Genomic DNA, 19,295 nt, shown 5'->3' with positions numbered 1-19,295 from the left:
ATGAGCACCGGAAGCGCAGAAGAATACCGTTTGCAGGCCGCCAGAGCCTGAATAGCGATAGCTCTAGATCGTCCAGCCACCATCGATGTTATAAGCCTGACCGGTGGTGTACGTGGCACCTGCGAGATAGACCGCGAGATCGGCGATTTCTTCCGGCTGGCCGATACGGCCAATTGGCTGACGCGCGATGAAGGCTGCGCGCTGTTCTTCATAATCGCCCTGCGCACGCAGACGGTCCTGAAGCGACGGGCTTTCAACCGTACCGGGGCAGATGGCGTTGCAGCGGATGCCCTTGGCAACGTAGTCGGCAGCGACAGCCTTGGTGAGGCCTATGACCGCCGCCTTGGTGACGCCATAGGCAAAGCGGTTCGGCACGCCCTTCACGCTCGAAGCGACCGACGCCATGTTGACGATAGAACCGTCCTTGCGTTCCAGCATTCCCGGCAGCACGGCGCGAATGGTGCGGATCATGGCCTTGACGTTGAGATTGACGGCAAAGTCGAGGTCTTCGTCCTTCATCTCAAGGATTGAGCCGCCATGGACAACGCCCGCGCAGTTGAACAGGATATCGACCTGACCGATCTCGGCGACCGCTGCCTTCACTTCCGCCTCGTCAAGCACGTTGAGCTTGCGGGTGATAATGCCCGAAACGCCTTCGATTTCCTTGAGTGCGGCCTCGTTGATGTCGGTCGCATAGACCTTGGCGCCAGCTTCCGCAAAAGCCAGCGCACTTGCACGGCCAATGCCCTGAGCGGCGGCTGTCACCAGTGCGGTTTTTCCATCAAATCGTATCGTCATTTTCAAGCCTTCCGTTCGACAAGCAGGATGTGGTCGCAAGCCAGCACCACTTCATCCCGCTGATTAAGCACTTCGCACCGCTCGGTAACGCGGCCCATATTGGCCCTCTTCGGGTCATCTTCCTTGGCGCTGATTGTCACGCGCGTGCGGATCGTATCTCCGATATGAACCGGGCGAATAAACCGCAGACGATCATAACCATAGGAAAATGCAACCGGATTGATCAGCGTTGCGGTCAATCCGACACCAATTGCAAAGATCATTGTGCCGTGGGCAATGCGCTGACCACCCGGCAGGGTCTTGGCAAACTCCGCATCCATATGGTGTGGAAAGAAATCACCCGTATGCCCGGCATGAACCACGAAATCCGTTTCGGTGATGGTGCGGCCCGTGGTGAGGCGCACATGGTTCATTTCATAATCTTCGTAGTAGATTTTCTGTTCGGCCATAATCAGACCTCCAGTTTTGCGGCAAGCGGCGTGGCAGGCGCAGCGCTCGACTGATAGGCGGCCTCGACCAGCGCCATGGTGTGCCACGCATCTTCGACCGAGCCGATAAGTTCAGCGTCTTCGCCAGTCGCGAAACGCTGCAACTGTGCCATGCGGTTTAAGAATGCATCCGGGAACCAAGCGCCTTGAAGCACGACCTGCACCCAGTCGTCCGCGCCCTTTGGCTTGATCCAAAGCTCGTCCGGTTCGCCACGCGGATAATCGAGATTGACGCCAAGTTTCACATAGGCAGCACCTTCGGTGCCGCAGATACGGAACTCGCAGGCTTGAAATTTACGGCCAAAATCATGGTCATGATTGATCGACAATGCACAACGCACGCGGTTGCCATAATCGAGGATTGCGGCCGTGCGCGTCTGGGCGACTTCGTGGTTTGGATGCCCGATGGTCTTGGCGTGAACACCTTGCGGATTGCCGAGCAGACCGCGCACGAAATCGAGATAATGGATCGAATGCATGGCAATCTCGATGCGTGGCAGACCTTTCAGGAACGGCCAAAGGCCCCAAGGCGTGGCAAGCGCGAGCCATGCGTCGAAATCCACGACTTCACCGAGCAAGCCCTTATCGACGGCATCGTAAAGTGCCAACATCATTGGCGCAAAGCGTAGCTGGAAATTGACCGCAGCTTTGAGATTGCGCGCACGGCAAACTTTCAGAATTTCCGTTGCCGCGGCTAGATCGCTGCCCATCGGCTTCTGGATCAGAACAGCCGCACCTTCCGGCAATTGCGCGAGGATCGAAGCATGAGCAGAAGGCGGCGTTGCCAGATCGAAGATCGCGCCTTCAACCGCAAGCGCCTCTTCAAGACTTCCAAAAACCTTCACGCCCCATTGGTCGGCAAGTGCCGATGCCTTGTCCAGATTGGGATCGAAAATACCAGCAACCGCAAAGCCGCCCTTTTGATAAGCGGGCAGATGCGCGTCACAGACGATACTGCCTGCACCGAAAATCACGATAGGCTTTGGCTGTGTGGGTTTGGCCCACCACTGACGCAGGGTTTTCGGATCAAAGGCCTCAGTCATGATGGAAAACCTCCTCCATCATGGCCCACCACTCACCCTCTTTACGGGTTTCAAGCGGTTTCTGGCATGGCATACAGACGGACCACCATTCCTGATTTTTCGGGTTATCGGCCATCTTCTTCATGTCGGCTTCAAAGTCGGCGCCTACATAGTCCCATGTGCCAAAAAGCAGGTTTTCCGGCTCTTTGAGAAAGATCGTATAATTGGTGATGTTGCACTGCGAAATGAGTGCCAGAATTTCCGGCCACACGCTCGCGTGCAGCTTTTTATATTCTGCGATCTTTTCAGGCTTCAGCCCGATCACCATGCCCATTCTCTGAACCATTACGATCTCACGATCTCGCGGGTGAATTCGGAAACGGAGCGCGCGCGCACGGCATCCCAATCCCACGAAATACCAATGCCGGGTTCTGATGGTGCAATGGCGTGGCCATCACGAATTTCCATGCCCTTGGTGGTCAGGTCATCAAGCTGCGGGATATATTCGACATAGCGCCCGTTCTGAACGGCACAGGTGAGGCTGACATGCAGTTCCATCAAGAAGTGCGGGCAGACGGGAATATCAAAAGCTTCTGCGGCATGTGCCACTTTCAGCCATGGCGTGATGCCGCCGATACGCGCCACATCCACCTGCACGATGGAGCAAGCGCCCTTCTGCATATATTCGCGGAAATGGCGGATCGAATAGATCGATTCACCCACTGCAATAGGTGTTGGTGTGGAACGGGTCAGGCGGATATGGCCATCAAGATCATCCGCCGGAAGCGGCTCTTCAATCCAAGCGAGATCAAGTTCTTTCAGGCGCTCGGCACGACGAATGGATTCGTCGACTGTAAAGCCCTGATTGCAGTCGGTCATGATCTCAAAGCCGTCACCCACGGCCGCACGAACAGCCGAAAGACGCGCATAGTCTTCCGAACCATGCGGCTTGCCAATCTTCACCTTAGAACCGGAAAAGCCCTTGGCTTTGGCTTGCAACGCATCCTCGACCAGCGCTTCTTTCTCGATATGCAGCCAGCCACCTTCGGTCGTGTAAAGCGGGCAGCTTTCCTTGGCGCCGCCTGCCAGCTTCCACAGCGGCAGGTTCTGCTTCTTCGCACGCAAATCCCAGAGTGCCGTATCAATCGCAGCAAGCGCCAAAGCGGTAATCGGACCGATAGTTGTGGCGTGGGTAGCAAATTCGAGCTTGCGCCAGATCGCCTCGATACAATCCGCATCCTCATTCAGGATAAGCGGCACCAGATGATCGCTCAACAGGCGCATGACGGACGAGCCGCCGGTGCCGATGGTGTAGCTGTAGCCCGTACCCACCGCACCATCACTGTCGGTGATGGTAACAATCGGCGTTTCCTGACTGACAAAGCTCTGGATCGCATCGGTACGCTTGACCTTCGGCGGAAGGTCGACCATGCGCAGTTCGACTTTTTCAATACGCGCCATAACTATACCGCCAGACTCTTGCCGCTTGCCGCATCAAACAGATGCGCCTGCGACAGATCAAAATGCATGGAGATCGCTTCACCGGAATTGAGGTGACGTGGGTTCAGCATACGCGCCACCCATTCCTTGCCGGCAAATTCGACAAAGACCAGCGTTTCATTGCCAAGTGGCTCGGTGATCGAAACGCGCAATTCGCCCTCATGAACGGCGTCTCCCGATGAAAGCCCATGGCCTTTCGGAAACAGATCGTCCGGGCGCAGGCCGAACGTGACCTTGGAGCCATCCGTGACCTTGGCCTTGAATTGTGCTGGCACTGGCAGGCGCTGGCCACTGGCAAAGACCAGTTCCGAACCCTGCACGGTTGCCTCGGCCATATTCATCGGCGGCGAGCCAATGAAGCCAGCAACAAACTGCGTAGCCGGACGCTTGAACACTTCATCCGGCGTTCCGACCTGTTCAATATGGCCATCGCGCATGATGACGATGCGGTCGGCCAGCGTCATGGCTTCGACCTGATCATGCGTCACGTAAACGACGGTGGACTGCACCTTGGCGTGAAGCTTTTTGATCTCTGTGCGCATCTGTGTGCGCAGTTTCGCATCAAGATTGGAAAGCGGTTCGTCGAACAGAAACACTTCCGGATTGCGCACAATGGCGCGGCCCATGGCAACGCGCTGGCGCTGACCGCCTGAAAGCTGTGCCGGACGGCGCTCCATCAAGGCTTCAAGGCCAAGAATGGCTGACGCTTCATTGACGCGTCGGTCGATTTCCGCCTGTGGCTGCTTGGCGATCTTGAGCGAGAAGCCCATGTTCTCGCGCACCGACATATGCGGATAAAGCGCATAGGACTGGAACACCATCGAGATATTGCGATCACGCGGCGGCAGATCGTTGACCACCTTGCCGCCGATTTCGAGCGCACCGTCGGAAATGCTTTCAAGACCTGCGATCATGCGCAGCGTCGTGGACTTGCCACAGCCGGACGGACCGACCAGCGCTACAAATTCCTTGTCGGCGATTTCGAGATTGATGCCATGCACCACGCCGACATTGCCGTAACGCTTGACGAGATTTTTGATGGAAAGCTGAGCCATTTTATATCAACCTTTAACCGCGCCGAACGTCAGACCAGCAACAAGATGCTTCTGGACGATGAATGTGAGGGTCAGCGCCGGAATAATCATCACGACCGCCAGCGCACACATGCCGCGCCAGTCGATGGTGAATTCAGCGGTGTAATCAAGAAGACCAACAGGAAGGGTCTTGGAATTGACCGAGCGGGTGAGCTGGGAAGCCAGCGCATATTCGTTCCATGAAGTGAGGAAGGCAAAGATGCCTGCGGTCGCAATGCCGGGACCAGCGAGTGGAAACTCCACCTGCCAGAAGGCCTGCCAGCGTGTGCAGCCGTCAATCTGGGCTGCTTCCGCCAGATCCTTCGGCACCTGACGGAAAAAACCGTCGATCAGCCAGATCGTGAATGGCACATTGAGCGCCACATAGGTGACGATGAGACCAAAATGCGTGTCGATGATGCCGATGCGCGAATAGAGCATGAAGAGCGGCAGCGACAGGGCAATGCCCGGCACCGAGCGCGTCAGCATGAGGCCGAGGAAGGTTGTCGACTTGCCCCAGAAGCGAAAGCGCGCGAAGGCATAGCCACCCGAAACGCCGACAATCAGTGCGATGATGGTGGATGTGACCGAGATAATCAGCGAGTTGCGGAAATAATCCCAGACAGGAATACCGCCGCCGCCTGCGCCTGAGAACATCGCATAATAAGCATCAAGCGTGATTTCCTGCGGAATCCAGACCGGCGGCTTTGCCATGATTTCAACCGGCGGACGCAGCGAGGACAGCACGATCCACAGACCGGGCAGGCAAATGATCGCCATCGCGAGAAACAGGCCGATAAGATAGGCGACTTTCTTGACGCGACGCAGCAGACGATGCTGGTTATTGGAGAGCGTTGTTGATGCCATGATTACCACTCCGCTCCAATTTGCGCGCGTGCGGCTGCAAGCTTGCGGAAGAACATTACGGTGAAGAGGATCGAGAGCAGGATCGCGACATAGGCCATGGCATTGGCCAAGCCCATCTGCGCATCCGAATAGGCGGTGCGTCCAACCAGCGTCCAGATCAGCTCGGTTCGGCGTGCCGGGCCACCATCGGTCATGATTTTCACGATGTCATAGGCACGGGCCACATCCAGCGAACGGATAGTCATTGCGATGAAAGCAAACGGCATCAGATAAGGCCAGATGACATAGCGGAATGTCTGCCATGGCGTGCAGCCATCGACGCGCGCGGCTTCAACCGGGTCCTGCGGCATGGACAGAAGACCGCCCAGAATAAGGATCGCGAACACCGAGGTCGACATCCAGACTTCTGCCAGCAAAATCGCAAACAGCGCCAGATTGCCGTCGATCAGCCATGGAATAGCCTGGCTGGTGATGCCCAGAGATTGCAGCGCATTGTTCACGAGACCGATATTGTCGTTGAACATGAACTTGAACTGGAAGCCGACGAGAACCGGCGAAAACATCATCGGGAACATCATCAGCGTGCGCAAAACACGCTGACCGTGGGTGGCCTTATTGATGAGCAGCGCCAAGCCAAGGCCGAGCAGCATTTCCAGATTGAGCGCGATGGTGAGGAAAATCACCGTGCGGATGAATGCAGCCCAGAACACCCAATCGCTCATGATACGCTGATAATTGCGCAAGCCGATGAAGTTGAACAGGCTGTCAGGGCGCGTCAGCCGGAATGGCGTGAAGCTTGAATAAAGCGAAAGCGCGAGGGGAAACAGAACCACCGCTGCGAGGATGATAATGGCCGGAAGCAAAAGCAGAACCGGCGGGGAAATTCGTTTAAACATTGTTCTTCCGAAGCGGTGGATCAGCCAGAAAACCTGTCAAAACGGCCCGCCAATTGGTTTCCCAAAGGCGGGCCATGAAGTCACAAAGCGAGACTAGAGTTCGCCAGCATCCTCAAGGATCTGCGTTGCCTTCTTGGCTGCATCGTCAAGCGCCTGCTGTGAGGTCTTGTCGCCAAGGATCGCCGCCTGAAGCTCAGGATAAACAGCGTTGGAAATCTCGATCCAGGAAGGGGTCTGCGGAACCGGGAAAGCGGTCTTTGCCGTTTCCTGGAACACGGAGAGCACTTCCTTCTTGTATGGATCGGAAGCAGCCTGTTCGATGACATAATCCCAGACAGCCGTACGGGTTGGCAGCGTGCCAGCAGCCGATTCCTGCTTCTGCGAATCTTCGTTGGTCAGGAACCAGACGAGCGAAGCAGCAGCTTCCTTGGTGGCGCAGGATTCGGTGACCGAGAAGCCGTGATGGCCCGACCAGCCGGTGCGTTTGCCGGAAGAACCTGTCGGAGGCGGAACGATACCGACATTGCCTGCGACCTTCGACGACTTTGGATCGTTGAAATAGGTCGCCCAGCCCGGCCAATCCAGGTTGATTGCAATGGTGCCCGAAGCAAAGCCTGCGCCGAGTTCATCCCAGAGATAGTTGGTGGTGCCTGCAGGAACGGCCTTGGCCTTGTAGAGATTAACGAACCAATCGAGCGCACGGACACCGGCTTCAGAATTGAAAGCAGGCTTGCCGTCCTTGAGATATTCGCCGCCTTCTGCGACCAGCATTTCATAGAAGCGGCCATTAATGGCTTCTTCCTTGCCCGCAAACTGCGTGCCGTAGAAATTCGGTGGATCGGCAAAGAACACAGCCTGATCGGAAACTTCTTTCCAGGTCTTTGGCGGTGCCAGATCGTAGCCGTATTTTTCCTTGAACGCGGTCTTCTTGGCGTCGTCTTCGTAAAGGCTCTTCTGATAGTAGAGCGCCGAGACGTCGAACTGCGCGCGCGGCAGCATGACCAGCTTGTCGTTAAGCGTCGAAGCCTTGATCACCGATGGCACGAAACCTTCGATTTCGCCCGATGGAAGCAAACCATTCAGGTCGGCATAGAGATCAGGATATTGCGGCGCAAAGGACGAATGGTTGGAGCCGACGCACCAGTTGATCGAACCAGAAGCGATGTCCGACTTGATTTCCTTGTCCAGTTCGAAGTGGTTCTTCTTGGACAGGATGTTGACCTTGGCACCGGTCGCTTTTTCCCATTCGGCAATGCGCGAATACAGCGCTTCATATTGCTGACCGCCGATCAGCTTGGCGTTTACCGTCACGCCTTCAAATTTACCCGGCAAATCGGCCGCACCAGCGGAACCCATTGCCAACGCCAGTAGAGCCGTTCCCGCCAGGCAGGACGTTTTGAAACTCATCATGCTTCTCCTCCTCACGACGGACTTTTCCCCGGTCCGCCCCCAATTGTGAATTTGGTATTTATATGCAAACATATTATTCAAAACCGGTCAAGGCGAGTTTCCGCACATTTGCGACTTTCGCATTCCGGGTTGTTCGTATATGAAGAGAGATATTCATGAGGGGAGCCAACTTGGAAACAGACGATCGCTACCGCGCGCCCGCGCTGGACAAAGGACTGGATATTCTGGAACTGCTTGCGAGCGTGGATGGTGGGCTGACACAGGCAGAAATTGCCAAACACCTCGACCGCAGCCCCAACGAGTTTTACCGGATGCTGGATCGCCTGGTGAAGCGCGGTTACGTGACCAAGCTCGAGGGCGACCGCTACTCACTGACGCTCAAGCTGTTCGGTCTTGCACACCTTCATGCACCGGTGCGCAGACTTGCATCCTTTGCCACGCCTTTCATGCGTGAACTTGCCGACCGCTCAAAGCAGGCCAACCAGCTTGCCGTGTTTGATCGTGGTTCCGTCGTTGTCATTGCACAGCAGGAGGCTCCGGATTACTGGGGCATCTCAATCCGCGTCGGTTCGCATATCAGTCTGTTCGATACCGGTTCCGGCCATGTGCTTCTCGCCTTCCGGTCACCGGAAGAACGCAAGATGATGATTGCCGAATATGCAAAAGACGGTGAAAGCGTGAAGCTCGATGAGAGTTTCTACGAGCGCCTCGACCAGATTCGCGAACGTGGCTATGAAATGATGCCCAGCGCTCAGGTGGCAGGCGTTTACAATCTCTCGGCACCGATTCTCGGTCCGGATGGCACATGCATTGCCTCACTGACCTGTCCCTATGTGACACTCGTCAATTCGGCTTCAGCACCCGACATTACGCAGACCATCAGCCTGCTGCAAAAGACCGTCAAAGACCTGTCGAAACTGGTCGGCTCCGACATAGGGACAGCCGACTAAGCAATGCCGGTAATTCTTATTTGAAAACTCTCTTCTTTTTTGAAAGTATGTCAATGGAGGAGAGTTTTCATGATTATCGATACCCATCTGCATCTGATAGACAAAAGCGCACTGACTTACCCATGGCTGGGGGATGTCCCGGCGCTCAACCACGACTTTCTGTTCGAGACCTATCGGAAGCAGGCTGAGCGCTGCGGCATTACAGCAGCACTGCATATGGAAGTGGATGTGGCAGCCGATGCCATTCAGGCTGAAACGGACCACGTTCAGGAGATTTCCAGAAGATCGGGCGGTTTCATCAAGGGTGCAATCGCCTCGTGCCGCCCGGAAGAGCCGGGATTTGCGGAATATCTCGAATTGCAGCTTGGCAATCCTTTCGTCAAAGGCTTTCGTCGTGTGCTGCATGTCGTACCTGATGACGTTTCCGAGGGTGTTCTTTTCCGCGAGAATATCAAGCGGCTGGAAGGCACTGGCCTGACCTTCGATCTCTGCACACTCCCACATCAGATCGACAAGGTACTTGCGCTGGCCGATCTTGCCCCGGACGTGCAATTCGTGCTCGATCACTGCGGCGTTCCGGACATCAAGTCAGGTGCGCTGGACGGCTGGAAAAAGGGCATTACCGAGGTTGCGCAGCGCGACAATGTGACGGCAAAGATTTCCGGCGTAGTGGCCTATGCCGAGCAGACAAGCTGGACCGTCGACACGGTACGTCCCTATGTGGAGCATGTCATTGAGGCCTTCGGCTGGGAGCGGATTGTGTGGGGCAGCGACTGGCCTGTCTGCACACTGGCAAGCAATGTCGATGCCGGACTTTCGACATGGGTGGCCACAACCCATGCGCTTCTTGAAGGATGCAGCGAAGACGAAAAAGCGCTGCTTCTCTCCGAGAATGCAACGCGCCTCTGGAAACTATAAAACCAATCAGGCTGGCGGCAAGCCGCCAGCCTTTCCATATAAATCAGAAGCTTTCGCGGAAAAGCCGGTTGAGATCGGCGATGACGACCTCCGCCTTCTCATTGTCCAGCAAGCCTTTGTTGATGCGTTCCGACGCCGCTTCCTGAAACGGCATATAGCCATCGTGACGCGGACGTACCCATGCGCCTTCCAGTGTCGCGCGCGTGTCGCGATAAAAGTCAGACGTCGCCGCATTCACAGTGTCGTCTTCCCATGCTTCCGCATGTCCCGGCTGACCATTGGAGGCCGCATAAAGCCCCTTCTGTACGTCACCGCTTGCAATCCAATAGGCAAAATCGATAGCAGCCTCCGGATGCTTGCTGAAGGCTGAAACGGCAATGCCCGTACCGCCCAGAGCCGAACCTGCAACACCTGCCGCGCCCGCTGGAATATCGGCAAAACGGATCAGACGCTCGCGGAAGCCCCGCATGGCATAATTCACATAGCCGTAGATCAGCGGTGAGCACGCGATTTCGGATTCCGGCTCTGCCATTTCCTCAAACACGGTAATCGGGTCCATGCCGAAGCATTCCGGCTTTACCAGCGAAGCGATCTCGCGCAGTTGCTCGAAAGCTTTGACACCATCCTCAACAGAGATCAGTTCGCCTTCGACCGCGCAAGGCGTTCCGGCATTGGCAACGAGTGTATAAAAGCACATCAGCGAATGCGGCGAGCGCAGTGGCAGCAGAACTTTCCCGGCGCGCGCCAGACGCAGCACCTCACCCCATGAGGTGGCTGGCTTGTCCATCAGGTCCGGACGCCATGCCTGAACCTGTGTGGCGGCATCAAGCGGAAATGCCCATTGCCGCCCTTGCCAGTTATAGCTTGGGAAGGACTGGCCCACGGAACCATCGGCAAGCTTTTTCAGTTCCGTTTCGCGGCCCGGCACATCAAGCGGCAGCAGACAGCCTTCCTTGGTGATCTGGCCCACATGCGGATGGTCGATCACGATCATATCGAAATTGCGCGCCAGTTCCTCGACCGGAAAGGTCTCGAAATCCTGCAAAGAGCGCTTTTCCCATTCGATCTCGACGCCTTTGTCCGCGAGCCATTGTGCGGCACCTGCAACCATCGGATCATAGCCGCGCGGGTGGCTCCAGGTCATGCTTTTCAGCTTGATCGTACTCATAGACCGAACTCCTCGCGAATTTCTTTGCTGTTTTCGCCAATGCGCGGTGCAGCACGTGCCACCTTTGGGCGTTGTCCGTTGATACGCAGCGGCGAACGTGTCGTGGTGATGGAAACATCATCTTCACGCGTCACTGTCTGGAGCATGTCGAGGACTGAAAATCCCTCACTTGCGAGCAGTTCTTCCCAGTTGAGAACGCGGGCACACCAGATATCGGCCGGTTCCAGAATGGCGAGCCATTCATCGACAGTCTTCTCGGCAATGCGGTCAGCGATCAGGCGCTTGATGTCATCGCGTTTTGCGAAGGCGCTTTTGGGATCATCGGCAAATGGGGCGAGCTTGTCCGCTTCCAACAGTGGCGCCAGTTTCGCAATCGGCATCATGGCGATGGCCAGATAGCCGTCCGCTGCCGGATAGACGCCATAGGGCGCTGCAAGATAGGCGTGGGCGCTGCGGAAATCGGAACGTTTTGGCAGGCGACGACCATCGTTAAGGTGGGTGGTCAGCACTTCAAACTGGAAATCAACCAGTGCCTCAAGAAGGCTGGTTTCGACATGCGAGCCTTTATTGGTGATGCCGCGGCGAACCAGCGCTGCGAGAATTCCCTGTGCGGCTGCAGCCCCTGCCAGCATATCGGCAACCGCCAGACCGAATGGAACCGGTCCCTGCCCTTCATCACCATTGAGCCACATGAGGCCCGAGCGCGCCTGCGCCAGCAAATCCTGCCCGGGCCGCCCGACCCATGGCCCTTCTTCGCCATAGCCGCTGATCGATGCATAGACGAGACGCGGGTTGATTTCTTTGGCTGCCTCGTAATCAAGGCCAAGACGCTTGATGACACCGGGGCGGAAATTCTGGATCAGCACATCGGCCTGTGTGAGAAGCTTTTTCAATGCTGCCAGATCGTCAGGATTTTTGAGGTCGATCGCAAGGCTGTCCTTGCCGCGATTGATCGCATGAAAAATCGTGGAATCGCCGCCGATTTCCGTGTCGCTCAGATAAAGCCTGCGCGAGAGATCGCCACCATCGGGCCGTTCAATCTTGATGACGCGTGCACCCAGATCCATCAGACGCAACGAGCAATAAGGCCCCGACAGAAACTGGCTCATATCGACAACGACAAGCCCGCTCAGCGGCAGTTCGCTTTCCGACATCGGGAAATTCCCTCCTCATGAATTTCTTATGTGAATATAGTCTTCACATATGGATTTATGGAAGGCAAGACCGAATTTGGGCTTTGAATGCAAAAACGCCGCCCGGTTGGGCGGCGTTTTCAGTCTCGATTTGATGAATGGAATGGTGTGTTAGACCTCGTTGCTGGCCAGTTCCAGCAAGGTCCAGACGTGATCGGCAAACGAGTTCCACACTTCAATCCGGTAATGATCGGCATCCCACTTCAACAGAATGATCTGGGCGTGATCGAAGATCGTGCGGGCAGCACCCGGAAAGCTCATCTGCGAAAGCTCAAGTGGGGAAGCGGCATTCAACAGCCATTCGGCTTTGGGTCCGGAAATATCGATGCCGGTTTCCCGATGGCTTACGTCCGTCAGGCTGTGCGGCTCTGTTTCATAAAGCGTGGCGAAAGCCTGCGTGATCGCAGCACCCTTGGCTTCATCAGCCCAGATATACCATTCATCCGGTCCGATGCAGGCAACGGCAATATCGTCCGTGCGGATCAAACCGCCGATCTTTGCCGGGATTTTTGCGCCCAGCGCTTTTTCGGCCAAGGCCAGTTTTGCCGGGGCAATGCGCAGGATGAAACGGGCGGCGTCATCGGCTGCATGGATTTCCAGACGACCGGGAATGACGACCTTGCGGTTCGAATAAGGTTTTGTCTCAACAAGCATGGTTCAATCCTTATCACTACAGTTGCAAATTCGTCAGGCCGTGGCGAAAAGAGTGGTTTTCGAGTACCGGAGCGGAGCGTACTTAAAGGTACGTGAGCACCGGAACGCAGACAAATTGCTCTTTGCAGCCCGGCATCACGAAGAATGCAGCTGTAGTGTTATCCGTTCAGTTTCTTTCCTTCGGGATCATAGAAGACCATTCCCGAAACCACAGCCTCATGCACTGTGCCATCAGGCATCGGCATATAAAGCGTTTCACCCATACGATCCTTGCCACCGGAGACCACTGCCATGGCGATGGAACGACCAAGCGCCTCGCTCCAATAGGACGAGGTGACATGACCAAGCATGGTCATCGGCAGCGCCTGCTTTGGATCGGCAACAATCTGCGCACCTTCTTCCAGCACCAGCTTCGGATCGTTGGTCAACAGACCCACGAGATGCTTGCGATCCGCTTTCAGCATATCCGGACGCGCCAGCGAACGCTTGCCGACGAAATCCGGCTTCTGCTTGCCGACAGCCCAGCCAAGGCTTGCATCATCCGGCGTAATCGTGCCGTCAGTGTCCTGACCGACAATGATATAGCCCTTTTCAGCGCGCAGAACATGCATGGTTTCGGTGCCGTAAGGCGTGATGTCATATTGCTGACCGGCCTCATAGAGTGCCTTCCAGAGTGACAGGCCGTAACGGGCAGGCACGTTGATTTCATAGCCCAGCTCGCCGGTGAAGCTCATGCGGAACAGACGCGCTGGCACGCCAAGGAATGTGCATTCCGCCACCGACATATGCGGGAAGGCTTCATCGGAAATATCCAGACCTTCAACCATTGGCTCAATGAGCTTGCGCGCATTCGGGCCATTGATTGCCACCACGGCCCACTGTTCGGTGGTCGAGGTCAATGAGACTTTCAGCTCCGGCCATTCGGTCTGGAGATAATCTTCCATCATGTTGAGAACACGCGCGGCACCGCCGGTTGTGGTCGTCACATGGAAACGGTCTTGCGTGAGGCGACCGACGACACCGTCATCCCGGATGAAGCCGTCTTCGCCAAGCAGCAGACCATAACGGCAGCGCCCAATGCCAAGCTTCGTCCATGGGTTGGTGTACATGCGGTTCATGAATTCCGCGGCATCCGGGCCAACCACTTCGATCTTGCCAAGGGTGGAAGCGTCGAACATGCCAAGCGACTGGCGGGTCGCCTTGCATTCACGCGCCACGGCCTGATGCATGTCTTCGCCGGTTTTCGGGAAGTACCATGCGCGACGCCACAGTGAGACCGGCTCAAAAGCTGCGCCATGCTGTTCAGCCCAGCTATCGATCGGTGTCTTGCGCGTGACATCGAACAGCTTGCCGCGATTGTAACCGCAGAAAGCGCCAAAGGTCGTCGGCGTGTAAGGCGGGCGGAAGGTTGTAAGACCTACCTGCGGCGTTGGGCGCTTGAGCGCATCGGCTGCAACCGCCAGACCGTTAATGTTCGAGGTCTTGCCCTGATCGGTCGCCATGCCGTTGGTGGTATAGCGCTTGACGTGCTCGATGGAATGGAAACCCTCGCGCACGGCCAGACGAATATCCTTGGCAGTCACATCGTTCTGGAAATCGATGAAAGCTTTGGCCTTGCCCGGATCCCGATCCGTCGGCAGTTCACGACAGCTTACGCCGTCGCAGACAAAATCACCGGCGACCGCATATTCAGACGCCTTGGCTTTGTGTCCGGAATCATTGGCAGCAGCGGCACCCGCTTCCGCACCCTCGTGCAATGCAGCCTGCAGGTCGAAATTGCCATTGCCTGCACCGGCACAGCGGCTTTCCTCGGTGCGTTCGCCCGGCAGATAAATCTGGCGTGCCTCATCCCAGACGAGCGAGCCCTTTGTGTGCGAGAACAGATGCACGCTCGGATTCCAGCCGCCAGACATCAGCAGCACATCGCAGGCAATCGTGCGCGCAGCACCGACCGAGCCATTGGAAACCGGATTAGCGCGAACCGACGACACGCGATGGCGTCCGCCGGTATCCGTCACAGTCCAGCCGGTCAGTGTTTCAATGCCAAGCATTTTGGCGCGGTTGACGAGGCTGTCGGCAACGCTTGAACGCACATCGATGATGGCCGGAACCTTCACACCTGCGACCGCGAGATCGAAAGCCGCAAGCCATGCGCTGTCATGCGAGGTGACGACGACTGCCTGATTGCCGACCTTGACGCCATAGCGATTGAGATAGGTGCGTGCGCTCGACGCCAGCATCACGCCGGGGCGGTCATTGCCTGCAAAGACCAGCGGCTTTTCAATCGCGCCCTGCGCCAGCACCACCTGTTTTGCGCGCACACGCCACATACGCTCACGCGGCGCATTGGAGGCAGGCTTGGCCTGATGATCAGTCAGGCGTTCGCAAAGACCAACCATGTTCTGATGGTAATAGCCGATGGCCGTCGTGCGCGGCAAAAGCGTGACATTCGGATTGGCTTTAAGGGCCGCTATGGTTTCGTTCAGCCAGTCCCAGCTTGCGCGGCCATTGATGACCGGCTCCGGTTCCGACAGAAGCGAGCCGCCAAATTCAGCCTGCTCGTCGACGAGGATGACCTTCGCGCCACTCTTTGCGGCTTCAAGGGCGGCGGCCAGACCGGCAGGTCCACCACCGGCAACCAGCACATCGCAGAAAGCATAGCGGCTGGCATAGGTGTCCGGATCGGGCTCGGACGGCGATTTGCCAAGACCGGCAGCGCCACGGATGAAAGGCTCATAAACCTTGTTCCAGAAGCTTTTCGGCCACATGAAGGTCTTGTAGTAAAAGCCTGCCGAGAAGAACATGTAGAACGCATCATTGATCGCGCCGACATCGTGCTTCAGCGACGGCCAATGGTTCTGGGTTTCGGCCTTGAGACCATCATAGAGTTCCAGCACCGTTGCGCGGGTGTTCGGCTCAAACCGGCCGGGTCCACGCGAGACGCCCATCAGCGCATTTGGCTCTTCGGAACCGGCAGAAAGAATGCCGCGCGGGCGGTGATATTTGAATGAACGACCAGCCAGATGTTCGCCATTGGCAAGCATGGCGGAAGCCAGCGTGTCGCCTTCAAAGCCGGAATAGGTCTTGCCATTGAGGGTGAACCGAACGGACTTGGCCTTGTTGACACGGCCTTTGTTATGAATGCGCATATCGGTCATTATTTTGTCTCCGCAGCCGGAGTTTCTGCCAAAGCAGGACGGGGTTCACCGGCCTTGTAGGTGGTGACAAACTTGTCGCTCACCGTGTCGCGCACCGCATTGAAGAAGCGACCGCAGCCATTGATATGCCGCCAGCGTTCATAATGGGTGCCGCGTGGATTGGAGCGCGTGAACAGGAAGTCGCGCCATTCATCATCGGTCAGTGTCGATGGGTCGGCTGGACGCGCAATATGCGCTTCGCCCGCATAGGCGAATTCCAGCTCTGGGCGTTCCATCTCGCAATAAGGGCAACGGATAAGAAGCATTAGTGTTTCCCCTATTTCCTTAGTGAGCCACGGCGGCAGCAGCCGCTTCATCGATCAGGCGACCGGTGGTGAAGCGTTCAAGCGTGAACGGTGCGTTGATCCAGTGTGGTTCGTCGCGGGCAATTGTATGCGCAAAAACATGCGCCGAACCCGGTGTCGCCTTGAAGCCGCCCGTGCCCCAGCCGCAATTCACGAAGAGGCCCGGCACCGGCGTCTTGCCGATAATCGGCGAACGATCCGGCGTGACATCAACAATACCGCCCCATTTGCGCAGCATCCGCATACGGGTGAAGATCGGGAAGACTTCGCAGATGGCCGCAAGCGTATGCTCGATCAGCGGCAGGCCGCCGCGCTGGCTGTAGGACACATATTGGTCAGTGCCGGAACCGATCACCAGCTCGCCCTTGTCGGACTGGCTGATATAGGCATGAACCGTGTTGGACATGACCACACATGGGAAGATCGGCTTGACCGGCTCGGACACCAGCGCCTGTAGCGGGAAGCTTTCAAGCGGCATACGCACGCCTGCCGTATCCATGACAATGGACGTGCTGCCAGCAGCGGAGACCGCCACTTTCTTGGCCTTGATGAAACCGCGTGGCGTATCAACGCCGGTCACACGGCCCGATACATCGCGACGGATGGCCGTAACCGGGCAGTTCTGGATGATATCAACGCCGCGCTCAGTCGCACCACGCGCATAGCCCCATGCAACCGCATCGTGACGGGCCACGCCGCCGCGCCGCTGCAAGGTGGCACCGACGACCGGATAGCGCGCATTGGCTGAAATATCGAGCGGCGGACAATATTCCTTCGCCTGCTCCTTGGTCAGCCATTCATTGTCGATGCCGTTGAGACGATTGGCATGGATGTGACGCTTGAAGCTCTGCACATCATGCACCGTATGGGCCAGCATCATCACGCCGCGCTGCGAGAACATGACGTTGTAGTTGAGGTCCTGGCTCAAGCCTTCCCACAGCTTCATCGCATGTTCGTAAAGATGCGCGCTCTCATCATAGAGATAGTTGGAGCGGATAATCGTGGTGTTGCGCCCGGTATTGCCGCCACCAAGCCAGCCTTTTTCGATGACCGCGACATTGGTGATGCCATGTTCCTTGGCCAGATAATAGGCCGCACCCAGACCATGCCCGCCAGCGCCGACGATGATCACGTCATATTCGGCCTTGGGTTCGGCATTCGGCCATTGCGGCTTCCAGTTCTTGTTGCCGGAAAGCGCATTTTTAATAATAGAAGCTGCAGAAAAACGGGACATAGACAACCACCAGTTTCGCGACCGCAAGCGCCCTGTCGGCACAAGCGAAGCCTTTGATGATATTTCTATTGTTTCCGTTTCAAACCCGACAGCAGGCTTGCGTCAAAAGACGCCACAAATACGACATGCCCACCATTTCGCGACATCTGGTCCATCTCATACAAGTGGGCCCGCGTCTGCAACCTGACGGCAAAGCAGTTTCAAAAATCGCCCCTGTAAAATAGGACAACATTATTGTCCTTTTCCCTTTTCTTTTATTGCGCAAAGGACTACGCATTCTTTCGTAAAATCGCGTCCAAAATAAAAGAAACGCAAGAAAGGTGATTCCGTGACTAAGGAGAATCTACTCGAAAGTGCACTTGTCCGTCTGGACGAGGCTGCAGGCCACATCAACATCGATGCGGACGTCATCGAGAAGCTGAAATATGCACGTGAGACCATGAAAGTGCGACTGATGATCCGCATGGATGATGGTTCGCGCAAATCCTTTCTTGCATGGCGCTGCCGCTACGACGACACGCGCGGACCGACGAAGGGCGGCATCCGCTATCATCCGGAATCGACCGCGGAAGAGGTTGAAACGCTGGCCTTCTGGATGACTTTCAAATGCGCCGTCATGAACCTGCCTTATGGCGGCGGAAAGGGTGCAATTCAGGTCGATCCACGTCAACTTTCAAAGGCTGAGCTGGAGCGTCTTTCGCGCGCCTATATCCAGGCTTTCTCCGGCATTATCGGGCCGGATCGCGACATTCCGGCACCGGATGTCTATACCAATTCCATGATCATGGGCTGGATGGCAGACGAATATTCCCAGATCGTCGGACAATCCTCGCCTGCCGTCATCACCGGCAAGCCGCTGGCACTTGGCGGTTCGCTTGGACGCAATGATGCCACGGCGCGCGGCGGCTTCTATCTCGTGCGCCATCTGTCGCACGATCTGGGCCTTGCTGCGCAGCTTCGCGTCACGGTTCAGGGCTTCGGCAATGCCGGTCAGTTCATCGCCAAGCTGATGGCAAGCGATGGTCACAAGATCGTTGCCGTATCGGATTCGTCCGGTGCTGTTTATTGCGCCAACGGCCTTGATCTCGATGCGCTTCTGGAAGCGAAAGCACAAAACAAGTCGGTTGTCTCGACAGCTGGCAAGAACGGCCATGAAGCCATCACTCCTGATGAGTTGCTTGCAGCCGACTGCGATGTTCTGGTGCCAAGCGCCATGGAAAACATGATCCATGCCGACAACGCAGCTTCCATCAAGGCAAAGCTTATTGTCGAGCTTGCAAATGGTCCAGTGACACCGGAAGCAGACGAAATCCTTGCGAAAAATGGCGTCATCGTTCTGCCGGATATTCTGGCCAATGCCGGTGGCGTGACGGTTTCCTATTTCGAATGGGTGCAGAACCGTCAGGGCTATTACTGGACGCTTGAAGAAATCCATGAGCGCCTGAAAACTATCATGGAACGTGAAGGCCGCGCCATCTGGAACCATGCCAAGCAGCACAATGTGACGGTTCGCTCGGCAGCTTATGTCCATGCGCTGCAGCGTCTTGCACAGGCTATTGAAGCACACGGCACGCAAAACGATTTTGCTGCCTGATCCAGCCTTTTGACATTACCCCTCCTGC

Annotated in this window: 18 protein-coding genes; 3 read left to right on the top strand and 15 right to left on the bottom strand. The window is 56.4% G+C overall.

Going from position 1 to position 19,295, the window contains the following annotated elements; genetic code table 11:
• Positions 1-63: 63 nt before the first annotated feature.
• From KWJ32_RS07515 to KWJ32_RS07475, 9 genes are all read right to left on the bottom strand, one after another.
• Complete coding sequence (locus KWJ32_RS07515) at positions 64-798, bottom strand: SDR family oxidoreductase (protein ID WP_011982496.1); 735 nt, start codon at positions 796-798, stop codon at positions 64-66.
• 2 nt (positions 799-800) lie between these two features.
• Positions 801-1,247, bottom strand: coding sequence for a MaoC/PaaZ C-terminal domain-containing protein (locus KWJ32_RS07510; protein ID WP_010658087.1), 447 nt, complete (start codon positions 1,245-1,247; stop codon positions 801-803).
• A 2-nt stretch (positions 1,248-1,249) separates the two neighbouring features.
• Positions 1,250-2,329 carry a Gfo/Idh/MocA family oxidoreductase gene (locus tag KWJ32_RS07505; protein ID WP_011982495.1) on the bottom strand — a complete coding sequence of 360 codons (1,080 nt, stop codon included), beginning with the start codon at positions 2,327-2,329 and terminating at the stop codon, positions 1,250-1,252.
• Complete coding sequence (locus KWJ32_RS07500; RefSeq protein WP_011982494.1) at positions 2,322-2,654, bottom strand: L-rhamnose mutarotase; 333 nt, start codon at positions 2,652-2,654, stop codon at positions 2,322-2,324. The genes KWJ32_RS07505 and KWJ32_RS07500 overlap by 8 nt, the downstream gene beginning before the upstream one ends.
• Positions 2,654-3,769, bottom strand: a complete 1,116-nt coding sequence (locus KWJ32_RS07495) for a mandelate racemase/muconate lactonizing enzyme family protein (RefSeq protein ID WP_011982493.1) — start codon at positions 3,767-3,769, stop codon at positions 2,654-2,656. The genes KWJ32_RS07500 and KWJ32_RS07495 overlap by 1 nt, the downstream gene beginning before the upstream one ends.
• Before the next feature lie 2 nt (positions 3,770-3,771).
• Complete coding sequence (ugpC, locus tag KWJ32_RS07490) at positions 3,772-4,863, bottom strand: sn-glycerol-3-phosphate ABC transporter ATP-binding protein UgpC (protein WP_011982492.1); 1,092 nt, start codon at positions 4,861-4,863, stop codon at positions 3,772-3,774.
• 6 nt (positions 4,864-4,869) lie between these two features.
• Positions 4,870-5,748 (bottom strand): carbohydrate ABC transporter permease, encoded by an 879-nt coding sequence (locus KWJ32_RS07485; RefSeq protein WP_011982491.1) that lies wholly within the window; start codon positions 5,746-5,748, stop codon positions 4,870-4,872.
• A 2-nt stretch (positions 5,749-5,750) separates the two neighbouring features.
• On the bottom strand, positions 5,751-6,644 hold the full coding sequence (locus KWJ32_RS07480; RefSeq protein ID WP_010658081.1) for a sugar ABC transporter permease: 894 nt from the start codon (positions 6,642-6,644) through the stop codon (positions 5,751-5,753).
• A gap of 93 nt (positions 6,645-6,737) precedes the next feature.
• On the bottom strand, positions 6,738-8,054 hold the full coding sequence (locus KWJ32_RS07475; protein WP_011982490.1) for a sugar ABC transporter substrate-binding protein: 1,317 nt from the start codon (positions 8,052-8,054) through the stop codon (positions 6,738-6,740).
• 155 nt (positions 8,055-8,209) lie between these two features.
• Here KWJ32_RS07475 and KWJ32_RS07470 point away from each other — a divergent pair, with 155 nt between their 5' ends.
• Positions 8,210-9,004, top strand: a complete 795-nt coding sequence (locus KWJ32_RS07470) for an IclR family transcriptional regulator (RefSeq protein ID WP_040129995.1) — start codon at positions 8,210-8,212, stop codon at positions 9,002-9,004.
• A gap of 69 nt (positions 9,005-9,073) precedes the next feature.
• Complete coding sequence (locus tag KWJ32_RS07465; RefSeq protein WP_011982488.1) at positions 9,074-9,922, top strand: amidohydrolase; 849 nt, start codon at positions 9,074-9,076, stop codon at positions 9,920-9,922.
• 43 nt (positions 9,923-9,965) lie between these two features.
• Here the strand turns inward: KWJ32_RS07465 and KWJ32_RS07460 are convergent, their stop codons facing one another.
• From KWJ32_RS07460 to KWJ32_RS07435, 6 genes are all read right to left on the bottom strand, one after another.
• Positions 9,966-11,090 (bottom strand): extracellular solute-binding protein, encoded by a 1,125-nt coding sequence (locus tag KWJ32_RS07460; protein WP_231771275.1) that lies wholly within the window; start codon positions 11,088-11,090, stop codon positions 9,966-9,968.
• Positions 11,087-12,244, bottom strand: coding sequence for a CaiB/BaiF CoA-transferase family protein (locus KWJ32_RS07455; RefSeq protein ID WP_231771274.1), 1,158 nt, complete (start codon positions 12,242-12,244; stop codon positions 11,087-11,089). Before KWJ32_RS07455 ends, KWJ32_RS07460 begins: the two co-directional genes overlap by 4 nt.
• A gap of 150 nt (positions 12,245-12,394) precedes the next feature.
• Positions 12,395-12,937, bottom strand: coding sequence for a sarcosine oxidase subunit gamma (locus tag KWJ32_RS07450; protein WP_011982485.1), 543 nt, complete (start codon positions 12,935-12,937; stop codon positions 12,395-12,397).
• Between the two features lie 158 nt (positions 12,938-13,095).
• Positions 13,096-16,095: a sarcosine oxidase subunit alpha gene (locus KWJ32_RS07445; protein ID WP_011982484.1), complete on the bottom strand. Its 3,000-nt coding sequence runs from the start codon at positions 16,093-16,095 to the stop codon at positions 13,096-13,098.
• Entirely contained in the window at positions 16,095-16,400 is a 306-nt protein-coding gene (locus KWJ32_RS07440) for a sarcosine oxidase subunit delta (protein ID WP_010658073.1), read from the bottom strand. The genes KWJ32_RS07445 and KWJ32_RS07440 overlap by 1 nt, the downstream gene beginning before the upstream one ends.
• A 19-nt stretch (positions 16,401-16,419) precedes the next feature.
• Entirely contained in the window at positions 16,420-17,673 is a 1,254-nt protein-coding gene (locus tag KWJ32_RS07435) for a sarcosine oxidase subunit beta family protein (protein WP_040128940.1), read from the bottom strand.
• A gap of 328 nt (positions 17,674-18,001) precedes the next feature.
• On the opposite strand from KWJ32_RS07435, the gene KWJ32_RS07430 reads away from it, so the two are divergent.
• On the top strand, positions 18,002-19,267 hold the full coding sequence (locus tag KWJ32_RS07430; RefSeq protein WP_010658071.1) for a Glu/Leu/Phe/Val dehydrogenase: 1,266 nt from the start codon (positions 18,002-18,004) through the stop codon (positions 19,265-19,267).
• Positions 19,268-19,295: the final 28 nt, after the last annotated feature.

The organism is Ochrobactrum sp. BTU2 (assembly GCF_024539785.1).
GTDB classification, from domain to species: Bacteria; Pseudomonadota; Alphaproteobacteria; order Rhizobiales; family Rhizobiaceae; genus Brucella; species Brucella anthropi.
The sequence above is the reverse complement of the archived record's forward strand: the minus strand, read 5'-3'. Positions and strand labels throughout refer to the sequence as shown.